Origin of the sequence: Actinomadura sp. GTD37 (genome assembly GCF_041951365.1) — a bacterium.
GTDB lineage: Bacteria > Actinomycetota > Actinomycetes > Streptosporangiales > Streptosporangiaceae > Spirillospora.
In genome coordinates, this window is the sequence record NZ_JBGNUS010000003.1 from 50,538 (window position 1) to 68,322 (window position 17,785).

Sequence of the window (17,785 nt, forward strand, 5' to 3'; positions counted from 1 at the left end):
AGGAGACCGTGCACAAGATCCTGATCGCGAACCGGGGCGAGATCGCCGTGCGCGTCGCGCGGGCGTGCCGCGACGCCGGGCTGGCCGCCGTGGCGGTGTACGCCGATCCGGACGTGTCGGCCCCGCACGCGCGGATGGCCGACGAGGCGTACGCGCTCGGCGGCGCCACCCCGGCCGAGACGTACCTGAACACCGGCAAGCTGCTGAAGGCGGCGGCGGACGCGGGCGCCGACGCCGTCCACCCCGGCTACGGGTTCCTCTCCGAGAACGCCGAGTTCGCGCGGGCGGTCGTCGGCGAGGGCCTAGTGTGGATCGGTCCGCCGCCGTCCGCCATCGAGCTGCTCGGCGACAAGGTGCGGGCCCGGCACATCGCCCGCGACCAGGGCGCCCCGCTCGCCCCGGGCACCGCCGAGCCGGTGCCCGGCGCCGCCGAGGCCGTCGCGTTCGGACGCGAGCACGGCCTGCCCGTGGCGATCAAGGCCGCGTTCGGCGGCGGGGGCCGGGGCCTCAAGGTGGCCCGCTCCCTCGACGAGATCCCGGCGCGGTTCGCGTCGGCCGTCCGGGAGGCCGAGGCCGCGTTCGGGCGCGGCGACTGCTTCGTCGAGCGCTACCTCGACCGTCCCCGGCACGTCGAGACGCAATGCCTCGCGGACCGGCACGGCGACGTGGTCGTGGTGTCCACCCGCGACTGCACCCTGCAACGCCGCCACCAGAAGATCGTCGAGGAGGCTCCCGCGCCCTTCCTCACCGAGGACCAGCGGCGGACGCTGTACGAGGCGTCCAAGAAGATCCTGCGCGCCGCCGGGTACGTGGGCGCGGGCACCTGCGAGTTCCTCGTCGCCGCGGACGGGACGGTGTCGTTCCTCGAAGTCAACACCCGGCTCCAGGTCGAACACCCCGTCACCGAGGAGGTGACCGGCATCGACCTGGTCAGGGAGATGTTCCGCATCGCCGAGGGGGAGCCCCTCGGCTACGGCGACCCGGAGCCGCGCGGCCACGCGATCGAGTTCCGGATCAACGCCGAGGACCCGGGCCGCGGTTTCCTCCCCTCGACCGGAACGCTCACGACCTGGCGTCCGCCGTCCGGTCCTGGCGTCCGCCTGGACGGCGGCTACGCCGAGGGACAGGAGGTCCCGCCCCAGTTCGACTCCCTGCTCGCCAAGCTCGTGGTCACCGGCGCGACCCGCGAGGCCGCCCTCCAGCGGGCGCGCCGCGCCCTCGCGGAGTTCGAGGTCGCCGGGGTCGCGACCGTCCTGCCCTTCCACCGCGCGGTCGTCGGCGAACGGGCCTTCACCGACGAGCCCTTCGACGTCCACACGGCCTGGATCGAGTCCGACGGCGCACCCTCGATCCCGCCTCAACCGGACGCCTCGGCCGCCCCCGCCCCGGACGTCCGCAAGGCCGTCACCGCCGAGGTGGACGGCAAACGCGTCGAGGTCGTTTTGCATACGTCCGCCGAGGCCGCTCCGGCGCCGTCCCGGCCCAGGCCGCGCAGAGCCAAGGCCAAGGAGGACGACGGCGACGCCCTGGTCTGCCCCCTGCAAGCCACCGTCGTGAAAGTCGTCGCCGGAGAGGGCGACACCGTCGCCGCCGGCGACACCATCGTCGTGGTGGAGGCGATGAAGATGGAGCAGCCCCTCACCGCCCACAAACCGGGCACCATCTCCGCCCTCGACGCCCACCCGGGCCACCCGGTGACCCCCGGCACCCAGATCTGCCTGATCCGGTAGCACCCGCCCGCGTCCGCCGGCGCGGCCCTACCCGGTGGCGCCCGGGGCGCCGCCGGGCGCGATGCGGGCGGCCGCTTCGGACAGGGCGCCCAGGTCGGCTGCCGCGCGGGACAGTTCGGTGGCGGCGATCACGCTCGCCTTGATGTGGGCCTCGGCGGCGGCGGCGAACCACGGCGGCGCCGCCGGGTCGTCCTGGAGCCGCCGCACCAGGGCGTGGAGGCGGGCCGCGGCGCGGTCGACGGCCTCCGCGTCGTCGCGCAGGAGGGCGGCGGACTCGGCGAGCGGGCGGCGGGCGGGCAAGACGGCCTCCTGAGCGGGGAAGAGTCCTAGGCGGGGAAGACAGGGGTGCCCGCATCGCGCCGGAGCATCCGGTGCGGGCCGCTGTGGCAGAGGACCGGCCGGGCCCCGTCGAGGCCGAGGGCGCGCAGCCGGTCGGCCAGCGGGTGGCCGGCGGCGCCGGCGCGCAGCCGTGCGCGCGGTGCGGGATGCAGCCGGGACGGCCCGTGGGCGTGGACGAGCGAGCGCAGCGTGGCGCCCGCGAGCGCGGAGTAGAGGACGAGATCGCCCGAGCGCCACGGGCCGCTCGGGCCGAGCGGCCCCGCGAAGGTCAGGGCGCGGTCGGCCGGGTCGCCGACGGTGACGGCGGCGGCCCGGGCGTCCACGCGGACGCGGGCGGGCGCGGTGAGGACGTGCTCGCTCCACAGGTTCCGGTGGGCGGCGCGGGCGGCGGGAGTGCTCAGCGCCGTGCAGAACGTCCACAGGCCGGCGCCGCGCAGGTGCGGCCGGCGCAGCAGGTCCGGCCAGACGCCGACCGGCCGGGGGCGCCACGGATCGTGGACCAGGACGCCGAGGGCGATCTCGTGGTGCGGCCCGAGCGTGCTCTCCCGGTGGTCGTGGACGTGCAGCGCGACCAGCGACCGCGTACCGGCGCGCACCGGGACGGTCCCGCCGGTCTCCCCGAGGACGGCGGCGGCCGAGGCGGCGTCGACGGCGAACCACGCCGTCAGGGACGCCGCGTCCGCCGTGCGCACGGGCAGGTCGACCGGGCCGTCGGGGGTGGGCTCGGCGCGGGAGGCGACGGTGAGGAACGGGAAGCCCGCCGGGCGGCGCGCGTCGTCGTAGAGCCGGTAGAGCCGGCGCCGGACCACGGGGCCGCTGTAGGGCTCCAGCCGCCGTTCGATGTGCGCGCGGGTGGCGGGGAGGTCGTGCTCGATGTTGGCGGCGTACTGCTCAAGCCGGTGGCAGGCGGGGAACAGGTGCGTCGGATCGGTGTAGTCCACGACGTACCGGCCGGGCCGTCCGGCGAAGCAGTTCCCGGCCCCCTGCCCGTCGAGGCTCGGGACGATGTCGTGCCGGTTGGTGATGCTCGCGACCCAGGTCGCCGGGTCCGCGGGTTCCTTGAAGTCGATCGGCGAGCCGATCGCGATGACGTGGGTGATCCGGTACCGGGTGTTGAGCGCGGCGTCCCGGCTCAGGCTCATGACCGCCGCGCCGCCCGCGCTGTGGCCGATCAGGGCGAGGTCGGCGCCGTCGGGGATCCGGTGGTCGGCGATCGCCTTGGCGAGGGCGCGGCTGTAGGGGCCGCTGTCCTGGACGGTGCTGCTGAACGCGCCGAGCAGGTCGGCGGGCGACGCGTCGTCGGGCGCGCCCAGCCGCATCCCGGGCGCCAGCAGGACGTACCGCTCGACGTCGTCGGGCCCGCGCACGGTCAGCACCAGCGCGCGGCCGGTCGGCCCGATCGCGACCAGGTCGCCGAGCAGGCCGAGCAGGGACGCCTCCCGGCAGAACCGCGCGGCCTCCGCCGCGGTCGGCTCGGCGCGCACGGCGGCGCCGTGGCCGCGGTCCAGGCGGGCGATGGCGCGGTTGCTCAGCCCGGTCAGCGGGTCGGCGGTCGCGGCGCCCGCGCCGGTGGCGATGAGCCAGCCGGTGCGGTCGTTCAGCGGGTTGCGGTCGAGCAGCGCGCGCAGCGCGAGGACCTCGCTGAAGACGGGCGCCACGGCGGTCAGCGCGCCCGCCGCCCCGCGCTCGGCGACCAGGTCGCGCAGTGCCCCGAGCACGTCGGCCCGGCGCTCGCCCGCCGCCTCGATCAGGCGGCGGACCAGCGGGTCGTCGGTGAACGCGGGATCGGCGGCGGCGACCGCGGCGATGCGCAGCCGCAGCGACGTCGTCATGACCGCGACGGGCAGGCCGACCCGGCCGGTGAACCCGCCGAACTTCGCGCCGAGGGCGCCGAGGACCCCGCCGGACGGGGCCCAGCCGAGCCCGGCGGGGTCGGTGACCGCGCGGGCCAGCGACCGCTGCGCGCGCCAACCGTCCCGCGGCGCGCGGCATGCGGCGGCGGCGACCCGCGGATCGGTGAGCGCGGCCGTGGCGTGCGCGGACGCCTCGCGGAGCGTGTGCGCGACCTCGGCGAGCTCGCGGGCGGCGGCCCGCAGCCGCGCCCCGGAAGCCTCGTCGCCGGGCCGCTCGCCCGCCGTCATCGCGGAGCCCCCCGCCACGTCATGCTCACGAACCGGGGCCGCGGGTCCTCGGGGGTGTTGCGGGCGAGCACGTCGCCGATCGTGCGGGTCTCCGCGATCGTCCGCAGGCCGGTGCGGGTGAAGGTCGCGGCGGTCAGCACCCGCGGGGCCAGCAGCGGGTTGGTGAGCGCCTGCGAGAACGCGTCGATCGCGATGATCTTGGTGAGGAGGGGCGGCAGGACGGCGGCGGGCGATCCGGGCTCCTCCGCGAACAGGCCGACGTACAGCTCCAGGTCGTCGACTCCGCGGTACCGCTCGGCCAGGACCTCCCGCACGCGCGGGTCGCCGGAGACCTGGTCGAAGCCGCGCGCCCTGGGGAAGCGGCAATGGGCGCGGTAGTCGTTGTAGGACGCCAGTTGCAGGGCGCGCCCGTCCGCGATCGAGGAGATCTCGACCTCGCGCAGGACAGGGTCGGTGTTGAACAGGCCGATGCGTCCGGCGCGCTGCTCGGAGGCGTCCTCGAACAACCGGCCGAGCCCGGGGCCGGGGATCAGCGCGGCCCCGAAGAGCGTCCGCGCGGCGGGCAGTTCGGCGTCGCCGACGACCAGGCTGGACGGGATGAGGCTGTGCCAGCGGTAGACGAGGTTGAACTCGACCGACGCCCAGTTCTGCCGGTGCCAGGGCGCGCGGCGCAGCGTGCGGCCGAGGCGCGGGTCCAGCAGGAACCGGAAGTGGTACGGCGTGATGTGGTTGATGTACTCCTCGACGACCAGCCGGATGACCTCGACGATGATGATGTTGCGGGCGGTCTGGAAGAGGCGTTCGTCGTCCCAGCCGGGGTTCTCCGCCGCGAGCGTCCGGGCGACCCGGTTGTGCTCGCGCAGGAACAGCACCGTCATCATCGTGAAGCCGACCTGGACGTTGCCGCGGTCCCCGCCGATCGCGAACAGGGTGTCGCGCTGCGCGTCGGTCAGCCGTTCCATGCGGACCGCCGTCAGCGCCGAGAACTCCGCCTTGACCTTGCCGTTCTCGCAGAGGTAGGGCGGGAACTCGCCGCCGTCGACGAGTTGGCTCTTCAGCAGGCCGCCGTCGTGGGCGCGGACGGCGTCGGTGGCGTCGGCGTCCAGCCCGTACAGCGGGTTGAGGTCGATCTCGTGGTTGGACGTGCTGCGGCGCGGGTCGCGGGGCTCGCTGGACTCCCCGCGCAGGAACCCGTCCGTGAACCACTGGGCGAAGTAGGCGAACAGCACGGTGGAGCGGGGGCAGGGCGTCATCTCGCCGTCGCGGGCGAACAGCTCCGCGGCCCGCTCCACCGTCGGGCGGCCGGTCTCCTGATCGGGGACGGGCGGCAGGTGGCGGCCGCTGTAGGTGCGGTCGGTCAGCGAGGACCAGGACGTGTACGGGGCCATGGTGCTCAGCGGTTCGGGGCGCGGCGGCATCTCCCGGACGGCCTGGTCGATCACGGTCGCGTTGATGCGGCGGCGCAGCGCGGTGGACGTCTCGGCGAGCCGCCACAGCGGCCGGCCGTGGGTGAGCGCGAGGTACCTCAGCCGGTTGCGGGCGCCGTCGGAGGCGAAGCCGCGGGCGCTCGGACGGGCGTCTCGCATGGTCACGCCCCCTCGCGTGCCGGAGCGTCGAACCGCAGGGTGAGGCCGTCCGGGAAGACGTCCCGGTCCCGGCGGACGTCCCCGGCGGCGCGCAGGCCCGGCCGCAGCATGAGCCGGCGGACGGTCTCGGCGATGACGACGCGGCCCGGGTGCACGCCCAGGCAGGCGTGCGGGCCGTGTCCGAAGTGCATCCAGGCGTGGCTTGGCCTGTCGGTGCGGAAGGCGGCGGGGTCCTCGACGGCGGCGTCGTCGAACATGGCGGAGGCGACCGCCGCCAGGACCGGGCGTCCGGCCGGGACCGTCGCCCCGCTGGGCAGGACGTGGTCGCGCGCGCAGTAGCGGACGATCATCTTCAGGAAGGGGTCGAACCGCAGCGCCTCCCAGACATAGGAGTCGAACCGCTCGGGGTCGAACCGCTCGGGGTCGCCCGCCGCCTCGGCGGCCTCGGCGTGCAGTCCGGGCCGGCCGAGCAGCACGGACACCGCGTTCGTCATGGACCCGGCGGCGTTCTCGACGAACCCCAGCAGGAGACCGGCGACGTTGACCGCGACGCGCTCGTCGTCGAAGCCGAGTTCGGCGGGCAGCCGGGTGCGGGCCAGCCGGCCGAGCACGTCGGTTCCGTCCGGCGCGGCCCGCCGCTCCGCGACCAGGCCGCGCAGGTACGCCATCATCTCCGCGCCCGCGGCGACCGAGGCGGCCCGCACGCCGGGCTCGGCGGCGAAGTTGGCGGTCACGTCGGTCATGATGGCCCGCGACCAGCGGGACAGCGTCTCCTCGTCGGGCCCGGGGAAGCCGAAGTAGCGGGCGCAGACCTTCAGCGGGACGCCCCGGAACAGGTCGCGGACCGCGTCGAACTCCCCGCCGGCCCCGTCCGCGCCGTCCAGGGCCGCTTCGGCGAGTTCCCCCGCGAGCGCGCGCACGGCGGGCACGTCCTCGGGCGCGAGCATGGCCTGCATCAGGCCCTTCTCGCGCCAGTTCACCGGGGTCCCGTCGCGGGTCAGCATGATCGGCGCGCCGAGCGCGGCCTCCATCGCCGGCCGGTAGGCGGCGACCTGGAACGACGCCGGCCGGGAGAGGACCTCGATGACGTCGGCGTGCCGGGTGACCAGCGTGAAGGCCGGTGTCGCGAGGACGGGCCGGTCGGCGCGCAGTTCGGCGAACAGATTCCGCCACTCGGTGCGCAACCAGCCCGCGAGCCGGGCCGGCGCGGCGGGTGGGTCCACCCGCGAGAGGGCGTCGTAGGCGGCGAGATACCCGTCAGGCTGCATGGCATCGACTCCGAACTCGTGACCGACCGGATCCAGAGAGTAAGGAGTCGGCGCCGCCGACGCCAAGAGATTTGACACTATGAGTAGTTAAGTCGATTCAAGGAGTGACTGTTCTCTGTCGGGCGGGCCACTGCCGTCCGTCCGGCCGCCGCAGTTCAATGGGGCCCGACCCCTCGGGAGGAACCATGGCGGACCTCGCGGCGGGGGAATCGGCGGGGGAAACGGTCCGGGTCTCCGCGACCCGCAGGCACGCCTACCTGATCTTCCTCGTCGTCCTACCTCCCGTCGCCCTCATCGCGGCGGCGGCAGCCGCGTGGGGGCGCGCTGTCGGGCCGCTGGACGTCCTGCTCGCCCTGGTCATGTACACCGTCAACATCTTCGGCATCAGCGTCGGCTACCACCGCCTGCTGACCCACCGCTCCTTCCGGTGCGCCCGCCCCGTCCGGGTGGGCTTCGCCCTGGCGGGCGCGCTCGCCCTGCAAGGGCCGCCCTCGCTGTGGGCCGCCGAGCACCGCAGGCACCACAAGTACTCCGACAAGCCGGGCGACCCGCACTCGCCCTGGGCCTACGGCGACACCGGCCTCGCCCTGCTGCGCGGCCTCCTGCACGCCCAGGCCGGCTGGTTCTACAGCGCCCGCCGGAGGTCCAACCGCGAACACTGGGTGCCCGACCTGCTCGCCGACCCCGACATCCGCCGCGTGGACGCGGCCTATCCGGCGATCGCGGTCGCGTCGTTCCTGCTGCCCGCCGCGACCGGCGGCCTGCTGTCCTGGTCGTGGGCCGGTTTCTGGACGGCCCTCTTCTGGGCCGGGCTGGTCCGCTACGCGATCGTCCACCACGTCACGTGGTCGGTGAACTCGGTCGCGCACTGCTTCGGCGACCGGGCCTTCGCCGCCCGCGACCACTCGTCGAACGTCCGCTGGGTGGCGCTGCTGACGTTCGGCGAAGGCTGGCACAACTGGCACCACATCGAGCCGACCAGCGCCCGCCACGGCGTCCTCAAGGGCCAGACCGATCCCAGCGCGGCCCTGATCCGCCTGCTCGAGAAGCTGGGCTGCGCCTACGACGTCCACTGGCCGTCCCCGGCGCGCGTCGAACGGCAGGCGAACCGGCACCGAGCGCAGAACCCGGCGCACCGAGGCCGCCGCCCGCCCTCACCTCGTGAACCCCGGTAGCGCTTTGTCCTAAAGCGCTAAAAAATCCATGCCGGATGCTCTCGACTGTGCATTGGCGGCCGCTTCGACCGGGACCTATGGTGGCGCGACTTCTCCCCGACGTGCTGACGGCACGGGTTCGCAGGAGGTACCTGCCGTGGTCCACCGCTCCCCCCGGTCCTGGCGAGGTCTCGCCGCCGCGTGCCTTGCGGGAGCGGCGCTGAGCGCCGTGCCCGCCGGGGCCGCCCACGCCGCACCGCCCGCCGGAGACGCGCCGCCCCTCGGAGACCGCGTCACGGTCACCGCGGCCGGTTCCCCCGCCTACGACCTGACCGGAGAACTGTCCACCGGGGCCATCGCCGTCCTCGACAACGTCGCGTCGTACGAGACCGAGAAGATCCAGGGCACGGGCACGCTCCCCGGCGCCGCCGGCGGGACGGCGGAGGTCTCCTTCCGCATCGCCCGCGACGGCTTCGGGATGAAGGGCGAATTCACCCTCAAGGACCCCGGCGCGGGCGTCGAGATCTCCGCCGGCGTCAACGGCGGGGTCACGGTCCCCGGCATGGCGACGGTGAAGTGGGCGGGGAAGGGCACCGTCCGGCGCGGCGGCTCCTCCTCGTCCCAGCCGGTCGCGTTCACGGTCGAGGACCGCCGTCCCGACCCGGGCGACCACGCCGTCCGCATCACCCACGCCGGGCAGGCCAGGAACGCGATCCTCCGCCTGCCCGACGACTACGACGGCACCCCGCGGCCGGTGCTGTTCCACTTCCCCGGGCTCCTGGAGACGCCGGGCCTCGCCGAGTACTACGGCCGCATGGCCGACTTCGCGCAGACCCGCGGCTTCATCATGATCACCCCTGAGCACTACGGCATGGGCTGGCAGGGCGTCCCGGCCGGGACGCCGTCCCCCGACCTGGACGACCCCGGCTTCGTGCGGCGGCTCCAGGACATCCTCGTCCAGCGGTTCAACGCCGACCCCCACCGCCTGTACGCGTCCGGGATGAGCAACGGCGGCTTCTTCACGAGCAAGATGGCCTGCGACAACGACCGGTTCGCCGCCTACGTCGCCGTCTCTGGCCAGCTGTCCGACCCCGGTTCCTGCCGCCCCGGGCGGCACGTGCCGATCGTCCTGATCCACGGCGACGGCGACTACATCGTCCCCTACTCCACGGTGCAGCCGGCGCTCGACTTCTGGACGCGCAACAACGGCTGCGGCGCCAGGACCGTCGCCACGAACCTGCCCGACATCGCACCCGACGACAACACCACCGTCGTCCGCCACGACTACCCGGACTGCCCGTCCGACGGCCCCGTCGTCCTGTACCAGATCAAGGGCGGCGGTCACAATTGGCCCGGCGGCATCCCGTTCCTCGGCCCGTTCCTGGGCGGGACCACCTACGACATCGACGCCAACGCCGTGATCTGGGACTTCGTGTCCCGGACGACGAGATAGCGCGCCGTCAGCCGCGCGCGTTCGCCGCGCCTGCCGCGTCTGTCGTGCCCGCCGTGCGCGGACGGAGGCGCAGCATGCGGAAGACGGTGGCGCTCAGGTGGCGGCGCAGCGTCTCGTCGTCCAGGCCGGTGAGCCGCGGGTCCATGCCGGCGACCAGCAGGGCGCCGCTGACCATGGCGCTGTTGACGAGCGTCTCGGCGTCGGGGTCCGGGCCGGTCAGGACGGCCTCGATGCGCGCCTCCAGCCCGCGCAGCGGCGGGCGGCTCCGGACGAGCCGGCCCACCTCCGGATCGGTCATGATCATGGCGAACAGGCCGCGGTGCCGCACCACGAGGTCGACGACGCCCTCCAGCGCGACGCGGAGCCGGTCGCCGCGGCGGCGCCGCGCTTCGGCCGCGTCCGCCACGGCCTCCAGCTCCTCCAGCGCGGGCGCGATCACGGCGCCGACGATGTCCTCTTTGGACTGGAACTGGTGGTAGACGGCGGCCTTGGTCACGCCGAGCTCGTCCGCGATCATCTGCAGCGAGGTGCCGCTGACCCCGTGCCGCATGAACAGCTCCAAGGCGGCCGCCAGCAGACGGCTCCGAGCCGCTCCCACCCGCAAACTCCCTCTGCCCGCCCGCCGGAACCGCTGTCCGCCGGGACGGCGCCTCGCCCCTCGCCCGATCGTCCCGCCACCCGCAGCCTATCCATCCCGGCCGGGCCGCGGTTCGCCGGTCAGAAGGCCGTCCCCGCGTCCTCGGCGACGAGCACGTCGGTGGCCCGCTCGGCCACGGCGGCGATGGTCATGGACGGGTTGCAGGCCGCGGTGGTGCCCGGCATGAGCGCCCCGTCCAGGACGTAGAGGCCGCGCTGGCCGAGGACCCGGCCGGCGAGGTCGCAGACGACGCCCATCGACGCGCCGCCGAGCGGATGCCAGGTGGAGGGCACCACCGCGTTCGTGTCGAGCAGCAGCGACGCCGAACCGGTGATCTTGGCGGCGCGCTCCTGGAGCCGCTCGTACAGCGGGCCGTCGCCGCCCTTGGGCCACTTCAGGACGGCGTCGTCCTTCTTGGCGTCGTACTCGAAATGCCCTCGGCCCCGGCTCACGCCGTAGCCGACGAGCATGGTGGAGCGGAGGTTGGCGGGCAGCGGCGGGATGGACGCCTGGATGACGGTGTTCGCGGTGGCGGGATCGTCCCATTCCTTGCTGCCGTAGACGACCGGACCGCCCTGCGGCGCGCCGAAGTCGTCGGCGAAGTCGGTCCAGACGTAGATGCGGTCCCCGTTGGTGCCCCAGTTGGTGCCCAGACCGTCGGGCATGTCCGGGATCTGGTCCTTGGCGGCCGCGCGCATCAGCAGCCTGGTGGTGCCGGCGGTGCCGGCCGCCATGACCAGGCCCCGGGCCGTGATGATCTTCTTCTCCAGCACGGTCCCGTCCGTGCCGATGCGGTCGACGAGGACCTGCCAGCGGCCGTCCGCGGTCCGCGCCACATCGGTGACGTTGTGCTGCGTCGCGACCGTCACCAGGCCGGTCGCCTGGGCGGCGGCGATGTAGGTGACGTCGACCGAGTGCTTGCCGCCGTTGTTCACGCCCAGGGAGCAGTCGCCGTTGGTGTAGGACGGCTTCATCTCGCCCTTGAGCTCGCGCAGCGCGAACGACCAGTCGATCGGCATCGGGATCTTCGACACCTCGTAGCCGGCGCGTTCGGCGTTGCGGGCGAAGATGCGGGCCGGCCGGTAGGTCTCGCTCGCGACCAGCTCGTCCGGGGCGGTCTGGATCTTGAGCATGCGCGCGACCCGCGGGTAGTGCACCCGGTCCATCCGCGCGTAGTCGAGCCCTTCGGGCATGGTCGAGTTGAAGAGCTCCTCCGTCGGCTTGAGGGTCATGCCCTGGTAGACCAGCGACCCGCCGCCGACGCCCGCGGCGCACATGATGTTCATCCCGTCGCCCTTCACCAGCTCCAGGAGCCCGGTGTAGGGGTCGTGCACCGGCATCGGGATCCCGAAGAGCTCCGGGTCGAGCCCCATCCACATCACGCGCTTGTCCGGGCTGGTGGCGTGCGGGAACGTCTCGGCGTTCGGCCCGGTGCGCCACCAGATGCCGCGTTCGAGGACGAGCGACGGCACTCCGGCCTGCGCGAACCGCAGCGCCGCGACCCCGCCTCCGAACCCCGATCCGATGATCACGAGGCGGTGCTCCTCGCGGGTCACGGGCACCCGCCTGCGCGACCCCGCGCGGGCCTGCGGCGTCCCGAGGACGGTGAGTCCCGCGGCCGCGGTGGCGCCGGCGAGCAGAGAGCGACGACTGATCTCGGGCATGGGCACTCCAAACCGGCCGCGAACCTGCGAACGGGAGGTGGTTACTTGCCAGTAGTGGACCCGAGGTTAGTGATCAACGACGACGCTGTCTAGCCGTTCGGCTACTTTTTTGGTAGCCGAACGGCTAGTTGCCTTCGTGGGGTGACCGGTCGCTCAGGGGCGAGCGGTGGAGATGTCGCAGGACGCCAGGATCTCCTCCGGCAGCGCGGCGCCGACCCCGGCGGCCGCCTTGGCCAGGGCCGCCTCCGCCGAGGCCGGGTGCGTCGCGGGCGGCACGACCAGCAGGAGGAGCGGCTCCGCGCGGCCGCAGGTGACCGCGACCATGTGGTCGAGGTGGGGCAGCCAGCCCACCCTGATCTCCCGGCCCGGGACGGCGATGCGGAGCGGCACCTGGTCCCAGTCGTCGAAGTCGATGATCAGGCGGGTGGCGGTCAGGCCCGGACGCTCGGCCAGCGCGGCCACGAGGTCGGTGAGTTCGGCCGCCGCGTCGCGCGAACGGGGCCACCAGCCGCCGTCCATGACCCCGCGTCCGGCGCCGCCCGGCGCCAGCCGCAGCCGCGACGTCGCCGGTGGCGGGAGCGGGGGCGCCGCGGTCGTGGCGGAGGCGTCCGCGAGTTGAGTGCTGCGGGCCATCTCGGAGGCCCCAATCTCGGCCGGTCGAGGGCCGTGCAGTACGTCACCGAGGACGGCGCCGGCAAGGCGGCCCGCGCACGAAGTGCCTTCGGTACCACCAGACTACGTCAACGGACGCACTTTCCTTCGGATTCGATGGTGCTCACGGGATAAACGCATCGGGCGGGCTTTTCTGGGGAACGGGAGCCCTGTGGGAGTGGTCGGCCGTGTGGACGCCTATCAGAGGCGGCATCCCTGGGCGGGGCTGCCGCTGGCGGTGGTGTACAAGTTCCTGGACGACCAGGGCACATATCTCACGGCGATAATCACCTATTACGGGTTCGTGTCGCTGTTCCCGCTGCTGCTGTTGCTTGTGACGGGTCTGGGTTTCGCATTGCAGGGCAATCCCGGGCTCCAGCGACAAGTGCTGGATTCCGCGCTCGCGCAGTTCCCCGTCATCGGCGACCAGATCGGTGCGAACATCCATTCCCTCCATGGCAATGTCCTGGCACTGGCGACGGGCGTCGTGGGCAGCCTGTACGGCGGCCTGGGCGTGGTGCAGGCCGCCCAGAACGCGCTGAACAAGGTGTGGGGAGTGCCGCGCGACTCGCGGCCGAATCCCGTGGCGGCGAGGGTCCGCAGCCTGACGCTGCTGGCCGTCGGCGGCGTGGTGCTGCTGGCGACCACGCTGCTGTCGGCGGTGACCGCCTCCGCCGGCGTCTTCGGCGCCGGTGTGCGGGCGGGGGCCACCGTGTCCGCCGTCGCCGTCAACGTCGTGCTGTTCACGGTGGTGTTCCGGATGCTCACCGCCCGGCCCCTGACGATCGCCCAGGTCCGGACGGGGGCGATCGCGGCCGCACTGGTCTGGCAGGTCCTGCAGTGGGCCGGCGCGTTCCTGCTCGGGCACATGCTCAAGGGCGCCACCGCCACCTACGGCATGTTCGGCATCGTGCTCGGCCTGCTGACGTGGATCTACCTGGCCGCGATCACCTTCGTGGCCGGCGCCGAGATCAACGTCGTCCGGGCCCGGCGGTTGTGGCCCCGCAGCCTTCTGACGCCCTTCACCGACAACGTCGAACTGACGGCGGGGGACCGGCGCGCCTACACCTCCTACGCCGAGACCGAACGTCACAAGGGCTTCGAGAACGTCGACGTCGACTTCGACCCGCCGCCACGCGACGACGCGGACTGACCCGCCCGCCGTCCGGCCCAGGAGGAAGGCGGCGGCCCCCGCGTGCAGGGCGGTCAGGGCGACCCCGGCGGCCCCACGCCGCCCACTTCCGCCCCCTCACTCGGGGGCGGCCGCTGGGGCGTCGTCAGGCGGGGCGGGGGGTCGTGTGCGGGTAGTCGGGGGAGCGGTGCTGGAACGACAGGATGGCGGGGTTCTGGACGACGCCGTCGCGGATCTCGACGGCCCGCTGGATGGTCTTGTCGCCGTCCCATGCGGTGGGGCCCGCGAGGACGGTCGACAGGTGCGGGATCAGCGCCTGGCTGATCTCCCAGGTGGCGGAGTCCCACAGGTAGGAGGGGCTGTGGTCGACACCGTAGTGGTGGATGTTGTGGCCGACGGTGAACATGGGGTCGGTGAAGGTGGTCGGCCGGGCCCACTCGAAGCCCATTCCGGCGTCGCAGGAGACGTCGACGATGAGGGCGCCGGTGGGGAAGAGCGGCAGGTCGTCGTTGGTGGCGAACATCAGCGGGTCGCCGGTGTCCTGGAAGACGCAGTTGACGACGATGTCGTGCCGGGCGAGGAAGGCGGCCGTCGCGATCGGGCCGTCGTCGGTGAGGGCGCGGGTGCGGCCGGCGCCCTCCGGGTCGCGGTCGAAGTGGACGATCTGCGCCGAGTGGATGGGTGAGCCGACGGCGCTGACGCCCCGGTGGGTCAGGACGTGGACGTCGTGGATCCCGTGGGCGTTGAGGGCCGTGACCGCGCCCCGGGCGGTGGCCCCGAAGCTGATGACGGCGGCGCGGCGCCGCCGCCCGTAGGCGCCGGTGGACCCGGTGAGGGCGAGCGCGTGCAGGACGGAGCTGTAGCCGGCGAGTTCGTTGTTCTTGTGGAAGACGTGCAGGTTGAACCCGCCGTCCGGAGTCCAGTGGTTCATCGCCTCGAACGCGATGAGCGTGAGCTGCCCGTCGATGGCGGCCTGGGTGAGTTCCCGGTCCTGGACGCAGTGCGGCCAGCCCCACAGGACCTGGCCGGGGCGCAGCTCCTTGAGGTCGTGGGCCAGCGGTTTCAGCAGCAGGATGACGTCGCACTGGGCGATGAGCCGGTCGCGCGGGAGCAGCCCGGCGACCTGCGGGGCGAGCTCCTCGTCCGAGACGCCGAAGCGCTCGCCGTAGCCGCGTTCGAGGTAGATGCGCGACCGGAGGCCGGGCGCGATCCGCTTGAGGTGCAGCGGATGTATCGGCTGCCGGCGCTCGTTCTCCTTGGCCGTGTGCGCCAGGACGCCGAGGCTCAGCCCGGGTTCGGAGTTCATGCGCGCGGCGATGGCGCCGGAACGATCAGGCTCGTTCAAGACCGACAAGATGTCCCCTCTCGGGGGGTGACGCCGGTGGGGCGAGTCAGCCTCTGGGCTGGATGTCGCAATTCCCCGGCTCTTCGGACCCTACTTCAGACCTCCGTCACCGGGGTCGGTCGTGAAGCAGTGCTCCAAGATCAGGGACTCGCTGAGGCCGGCGTCGAGTTCGGCCGCGATCCGGCCGTCGCGGAGGACGACGACGCGGTCGCACACCTCGACGAGTTCCGCGAACTCGGACGAGATGAACATGACCGCCCTGCCCTCGTCGGCCAGCTCCCGCATGATCGCGTAGATCTCCTGTTTGCCCTCCACGTCGACGCCGTGGGTCGGCTCGTCGAACAGGAAGACCTCCGCGCCGTGCCGGAGCCACTTGGCGAGGACGACCTTCTGCTGGTTGCCGCCGGACAGCGACCGCACCGCCTGTTCGACCGAGGCGGTTCCGATGTTGAGGCGCTCGACCATCTGCCGCGCCGCGACGCGCTCGGACCGGCGGGACGGCAGGGCGAGCCGTGCGGTGCGGCGGTGCTTGCGCAGCGTCGCCAGCGTGATGTTGCTCCGCACCCCGAAATCGAGGACGTTGCCCTGGTGGCGGCGGTCCTCGGGGAGCAGCACGATGCCGCGCCGGAGCGCCTGGCGGAGCCGTCCGGGCCGTACGGCGCGTCCGCGCACGGACACGGTGCCGGCGCCGGGACGGTCGACCCCGAAGATGATCCTGGCGAGTTCGGTGCGGCCGGCGCCGGCGAGACCGGCGAGGCCGACGACCTCACCGGCGCGGATGGACAGCGTGACGTCCGTCAGCACGGGTGGCCGGCTGACGTGCTCGACGCGGAGGACCTCCTCGCCGGCATCGGCCGACCGGGGGAGGCGGCGAGCGGGCCGCGCCGCCGCCGAGGGGCCGCTGATGGCCGTGATGAGCTTCTCGCGGTCGAGGGCGGCGGTGGCGAAGTCGCCCACCACGGAGCCGTCCCGCATGACGACCACGCGCTCGGTGAGGTCGAGGATCTCGTCGAGGCGGTGCGAGACGAAGACGGTCCCGACCCCGTCTCCGCGCAGGGCGCGGACGACGCGGAACAGGTGCTCGATCTCGGCGCTGCTCAGCGAGGCCGTGGGCTCGTCCAGGACGATCAGGCGCGCTTGCGCGGCGAGCGCGCGGGCGAGCATCACGAGGCGCTGTTCGGCGATCGACAGCGAGTGCGTCGGCCGCCGCGGGTCGATGGCGATGTCGAGCCGGGCGAGCACCTTAGCGGCCTCCCGGTACACGCGGGGCCAGTGCACCAGGGTCCGGCCGCGTGCCGGGTACCCGAGGCCCAGCAGCACGTTCTCCGCGACGGACAGGTGGGGGACCAGCGCGAGTTCCTGATGGACGAAGGCGAGCCCGTGCCGGGCGGCGTCGGCGGGCGAGCCGAGCTGCGCGGGCCGTCCGTCGATGTGGATCGTCCCCGCGTCGGGGCGTACCAGGCCGGCGAGCACCTTGATGAGCGTGCTCTTGCCGGCTCCGTTCTTGCCGACGAGGCCGGTGATCTCGCCCGCCCGCAGATCGAGGTCCACGTGCCGGATGGCCTGGACGCCCGGGTACGACTTGCGCAGCCCGCGCAGGGACGCGAGTGCCGTGTCCGCCCCGGTCATGCCCGAGCCTGCCCGAGCCGGCTGAGCAGCAGTGCGACGATCAGGATCGCGCCCTGCACGACGTTGATGTACGCCGTGGACAACTGGAGCATCTGCAGGCCGGTCTGGACGACCTGCAAGAACAGCGTCGCGATCACGGTGCCCGCCACGTTGAACTGACCGGGCCTGAAGGACGTGGAGCCGAGGAACGCGGCGGCGTACGCGGGCAGCAGGTACGGAATGCCGGCCTGCGGCGCCGAGGAGCCGGCCTGCGCGGTGACCAGGATGCCGGCGATGGCGGCGGCGACGGCGACGAGCACGAAGCCGAGGACGCGCAGCCTTCGCACCGCGATCCCGGAGAAGTACGCGGCGTCCGGGTTGCCGCCGATCGCGTGGAAGAAGCGGCCGATCTCGGTGTGCTCCAGCAGCAGCCAGACGAGGACGGCGACCCCGGCGGCGATCCACACCTGGACGTTGATGCCCCAGAAGGGCGCCGACTGACCGAGGTTCAGGTAGGTCTGCGCGACGCCCTCGTAGATGGTCTTCTGGTCGGTGAAGGCGAATTCGACGCCGACCAGCACCGTCCCCATGGCCAGGGTGGTGATGAACGACGAGGCGCCGAAGTACGCCACGACGAGTCCGTTGACCAGGCCGACGATGACGGCGAGGCCGAGCCCGGCCAGGAGCGCGACCTGCCAGGGCGCCTGGTGCAGCGCCATCAGCGCGACCGCCGAGGCGCCGCCGAGCCCGAGCATCGAGCCGATCGACAGGTCGAAGTCGCCGAGGACCAGCAGGATCGTCAGCCCCACCGCCAGGATCATCGGCGCCGACGACTGGAGCAGCACCGACCGCATGTTGTCGGCGGTGAAGAACGTGTCGGGGCTGGCCAGCGCGAAGGACAGCAGCGCGAGCGCGAAGGCGATGAGCAGGCCCCATCTGCCCAGGATGTGCCCGACGGAGGGCCCGCGGCGGGGCCGGGCGCCGGCGCCGCCGGGGTCCGCTGTGCCGGCCGGGACGCCCGGCGGGGCCGGTTGCGCGTCCTGGGCCGTGACTGCTTCGTCCATCTGATCTCACTTC

Annotated in this window: 14 protein-coding genes; 4 read left to right on the forward strand and 10 right to left on the reverse strand. The window is 73.3% G+C overall.

Going from position 1 to position 17,785, the window contains the following annotated elements:
• Positions 1-8 precede the first annotated feature (8 nt).
• Positions 9-1,730: an acetyl/propionyl/methylcrotonyl-CoA carboxylase subunit alpha gene (locus ACA511_RS18665; RefSeq protein ID WP_375025655.1), complete on the forward strand. Its 1,722-nt coding sequence runs from the start codon at positions 9-11 to the stop codon at positions 1,728-1,730.
• A 27-nt stretch (positions 1,731-1,757) separates the two neighbouring features.
• Here the strand turns inward: ACA511_RS18665 and ACA511_RS18670 are convergent, their stop codons facing one another.
• Genes ACA511_RS18670 through ACA511_RS18685 form a run of 4 tightly spaced genes read right to left on the reverse strand, consistent with a single transcriptional unit; the run spans position 1,758 to position 7,064 of the window.
• Entirely contained in the window at positions 1,758-2,030 is a 273-nt protein-coding gene (locus tag ACA511_RS18670) for a hypothetical protein (protein ID WP_375025656.1), read from the reverse strand.
• A 26-nt stretch (positions 2,031-2,056) separates the two neighbouring features.
• Positions 2,057-4,228 carry a hypothetical protein gene (locus ACA511_RS18675; RefSeq protein WP_375025657.1) on the reverse strand — a complete coding sequence of 724 codons (2,172 nt, stop codon included), beginning with the start codon at positions 4,226-4,228 and terminating at the stop codon, positions 2,057-2,059.
• The gene (locus ACA511_RS18680) at positions 4,207-5,796 is read right to left on the reverse strand and encodes a peroxidase family protein (RefSeq protein ID WP_375026279.1); all 1,590 of its coding nucleotides are present in this window, start codon (positions 5,794-5,796) and stop codon (positions 4,207-4,209) included. Before ACA511_RS18680 ends, ACA511_RS18675 begins: the two co-directional genes overlap by 22 nt.
• A 2-nt stretch (positions 5,797-5,798) precedes the next feature.
• Positions 5,799-7,064: a cytochrome P450 gene (locus ACA511_RS18685; RefSeq protein ID WP_375025658.1), complete on the reverse strand. Its 1,266-nt coding sequence runs from the start codon at positions 7,062-7,064 to the stop codon at positions 5,799-5,801.
• 185 nt (positions 7,065-7,249) lie between these two features.
• Between ACA511_RS18685 and ACA511_RS18690 the strand changes: the two genes are divergently transcribed.
• Entirely contained in the window at positions 7,250-8,239 is a 990-nt protein-coding gene (locus tag ACA511_RS18690) for an acyl-CoA desaturase (RefSeq protein ID WP_375025659.1), read from the forward strand.
• A 136-nt stretch (positions 8,240-8,375) separates the two neighbouring features.
• On the forward strand, positions 8,376-9,671 hold the full coding sequence (locus tag ACA511_RS18695; protein WP_375025660.1) for an alpha/beta hydrolase family esterase: 1,296 nt from the start codon (positions 8,376-8,378) through the stop codon (positions 9,669-9,671).
• A gap of 7 nt (positions 9,672-9,678) precedes the next feature.
• Here ACA511_RS18695 and ACA511_RS18700 read toward each other — a convergent pair whose 3' ends face one another.
• The 3 genes from ACA511_RS18700 to ACA511_RS18710 form a co-directional block, all read right to left on the reverse strand.
• Positions 9,679-10,269 carry a TetR/AcrR family transcriptional regulator gene (locus tag ACA511_RS18700; RefSeq protein ID WP_375025661.1) on the reverse strand — a complete coding sequence of 197 codons (591 nt, stop codon included), beginning with the start codon at positions 10,267-10,269 and terminating at the stop codon, positions 9,679-9,681.
• 119 nt (positions 10,270-10,388) lie between these two features.
• On the reverse strand, positions 10,389-11,972 hold the full coding sequence (locus ACA511_RS18705) for a GMC oxidoreductase (protein WP_375025662.1): 1,584 nt from the start codon (positions 11,970-11,972) through the stop codon (positions 10,389-10,391).
• 153 nt (positions 11,973-12,125) lie between these two features.
• Positions 12,126-12,605: a DUF5994 family protein gene (locus ACA511_RS18710; RefSeq protein ID WP_375025663.1), complete on the reverse strand. Its 480-nt coding sequence runs from the start codon at positions 12,603-12,605 to the stop codon at positions 12,126-12,128.
• 208 nt (positions 12,606-12,813) lie between these two features.
• On the opposite strand from ACA511_RS18710, the gene ACA511_RS18715 reads away from it, so the two are divergent.
• The gene (locus ACA511_RS18715; protein ID WP_375025664.1) at positions 12,814-13,776 is read left to right on the forward strand and encodes a YihY/virulence factor BrkB family protein; all 963 of its coding nucleotides are present in this window, start codon (positions 12,814-12,816) and stop codon (positions 13,774-13,776) included.
• A 124-nt stretch (positions 13,777-13,900) separates the two neighbouring features.
• On the opposite strand, the gene ACA511_RS18720 is transcribed toward ACA511_RS18715, so the two are convergent.
• The 3 genes from ACA511_RS18720 to ACA511_RS18730 form a co-directional block, all read right to left on the reverse strand.
• Positions 13,901-15,100 carry a N(5)-(carboxyethyl)ornithine synthase gene (locus ACA511_RS18720; protein ID WP_375025665.1) on the reverse strand — a complete coding sequence of 400 codons (1,200 nt, stop codon included), beginning with the start codon at positions 15,098-15,100 and terminating at the stop codon, positions 13,901-13,903.
• Between the two features lie 90 nt (positions 15,101-15,190).
• On the reverse strand, positions 15,191-16,729 hold the full coding sequence (locus ACA511_RS18725; RefSeq protein ID WP_375025666.1) for a sugar ABC transporter ATP-binding protein: 1,539 nt from the start codon (positions 16,727-16,729) through the stop codon (positions 15,191-15,193).
• Entirely contained in the window at positions 16,726-17,772 is a 1,047-nt protein-coding gene (locus ACA511_RS18730) for an ABC transporter permease (protein ID WP_375025667.1), read from the reverse strand. Before ACA511_RS18730 ends, ACA511_RS18725 begins: the two co-directional genes overlap by 4 nt.
• Positions 17,773-17,785 lie beyond the last annotated feature (13 nt).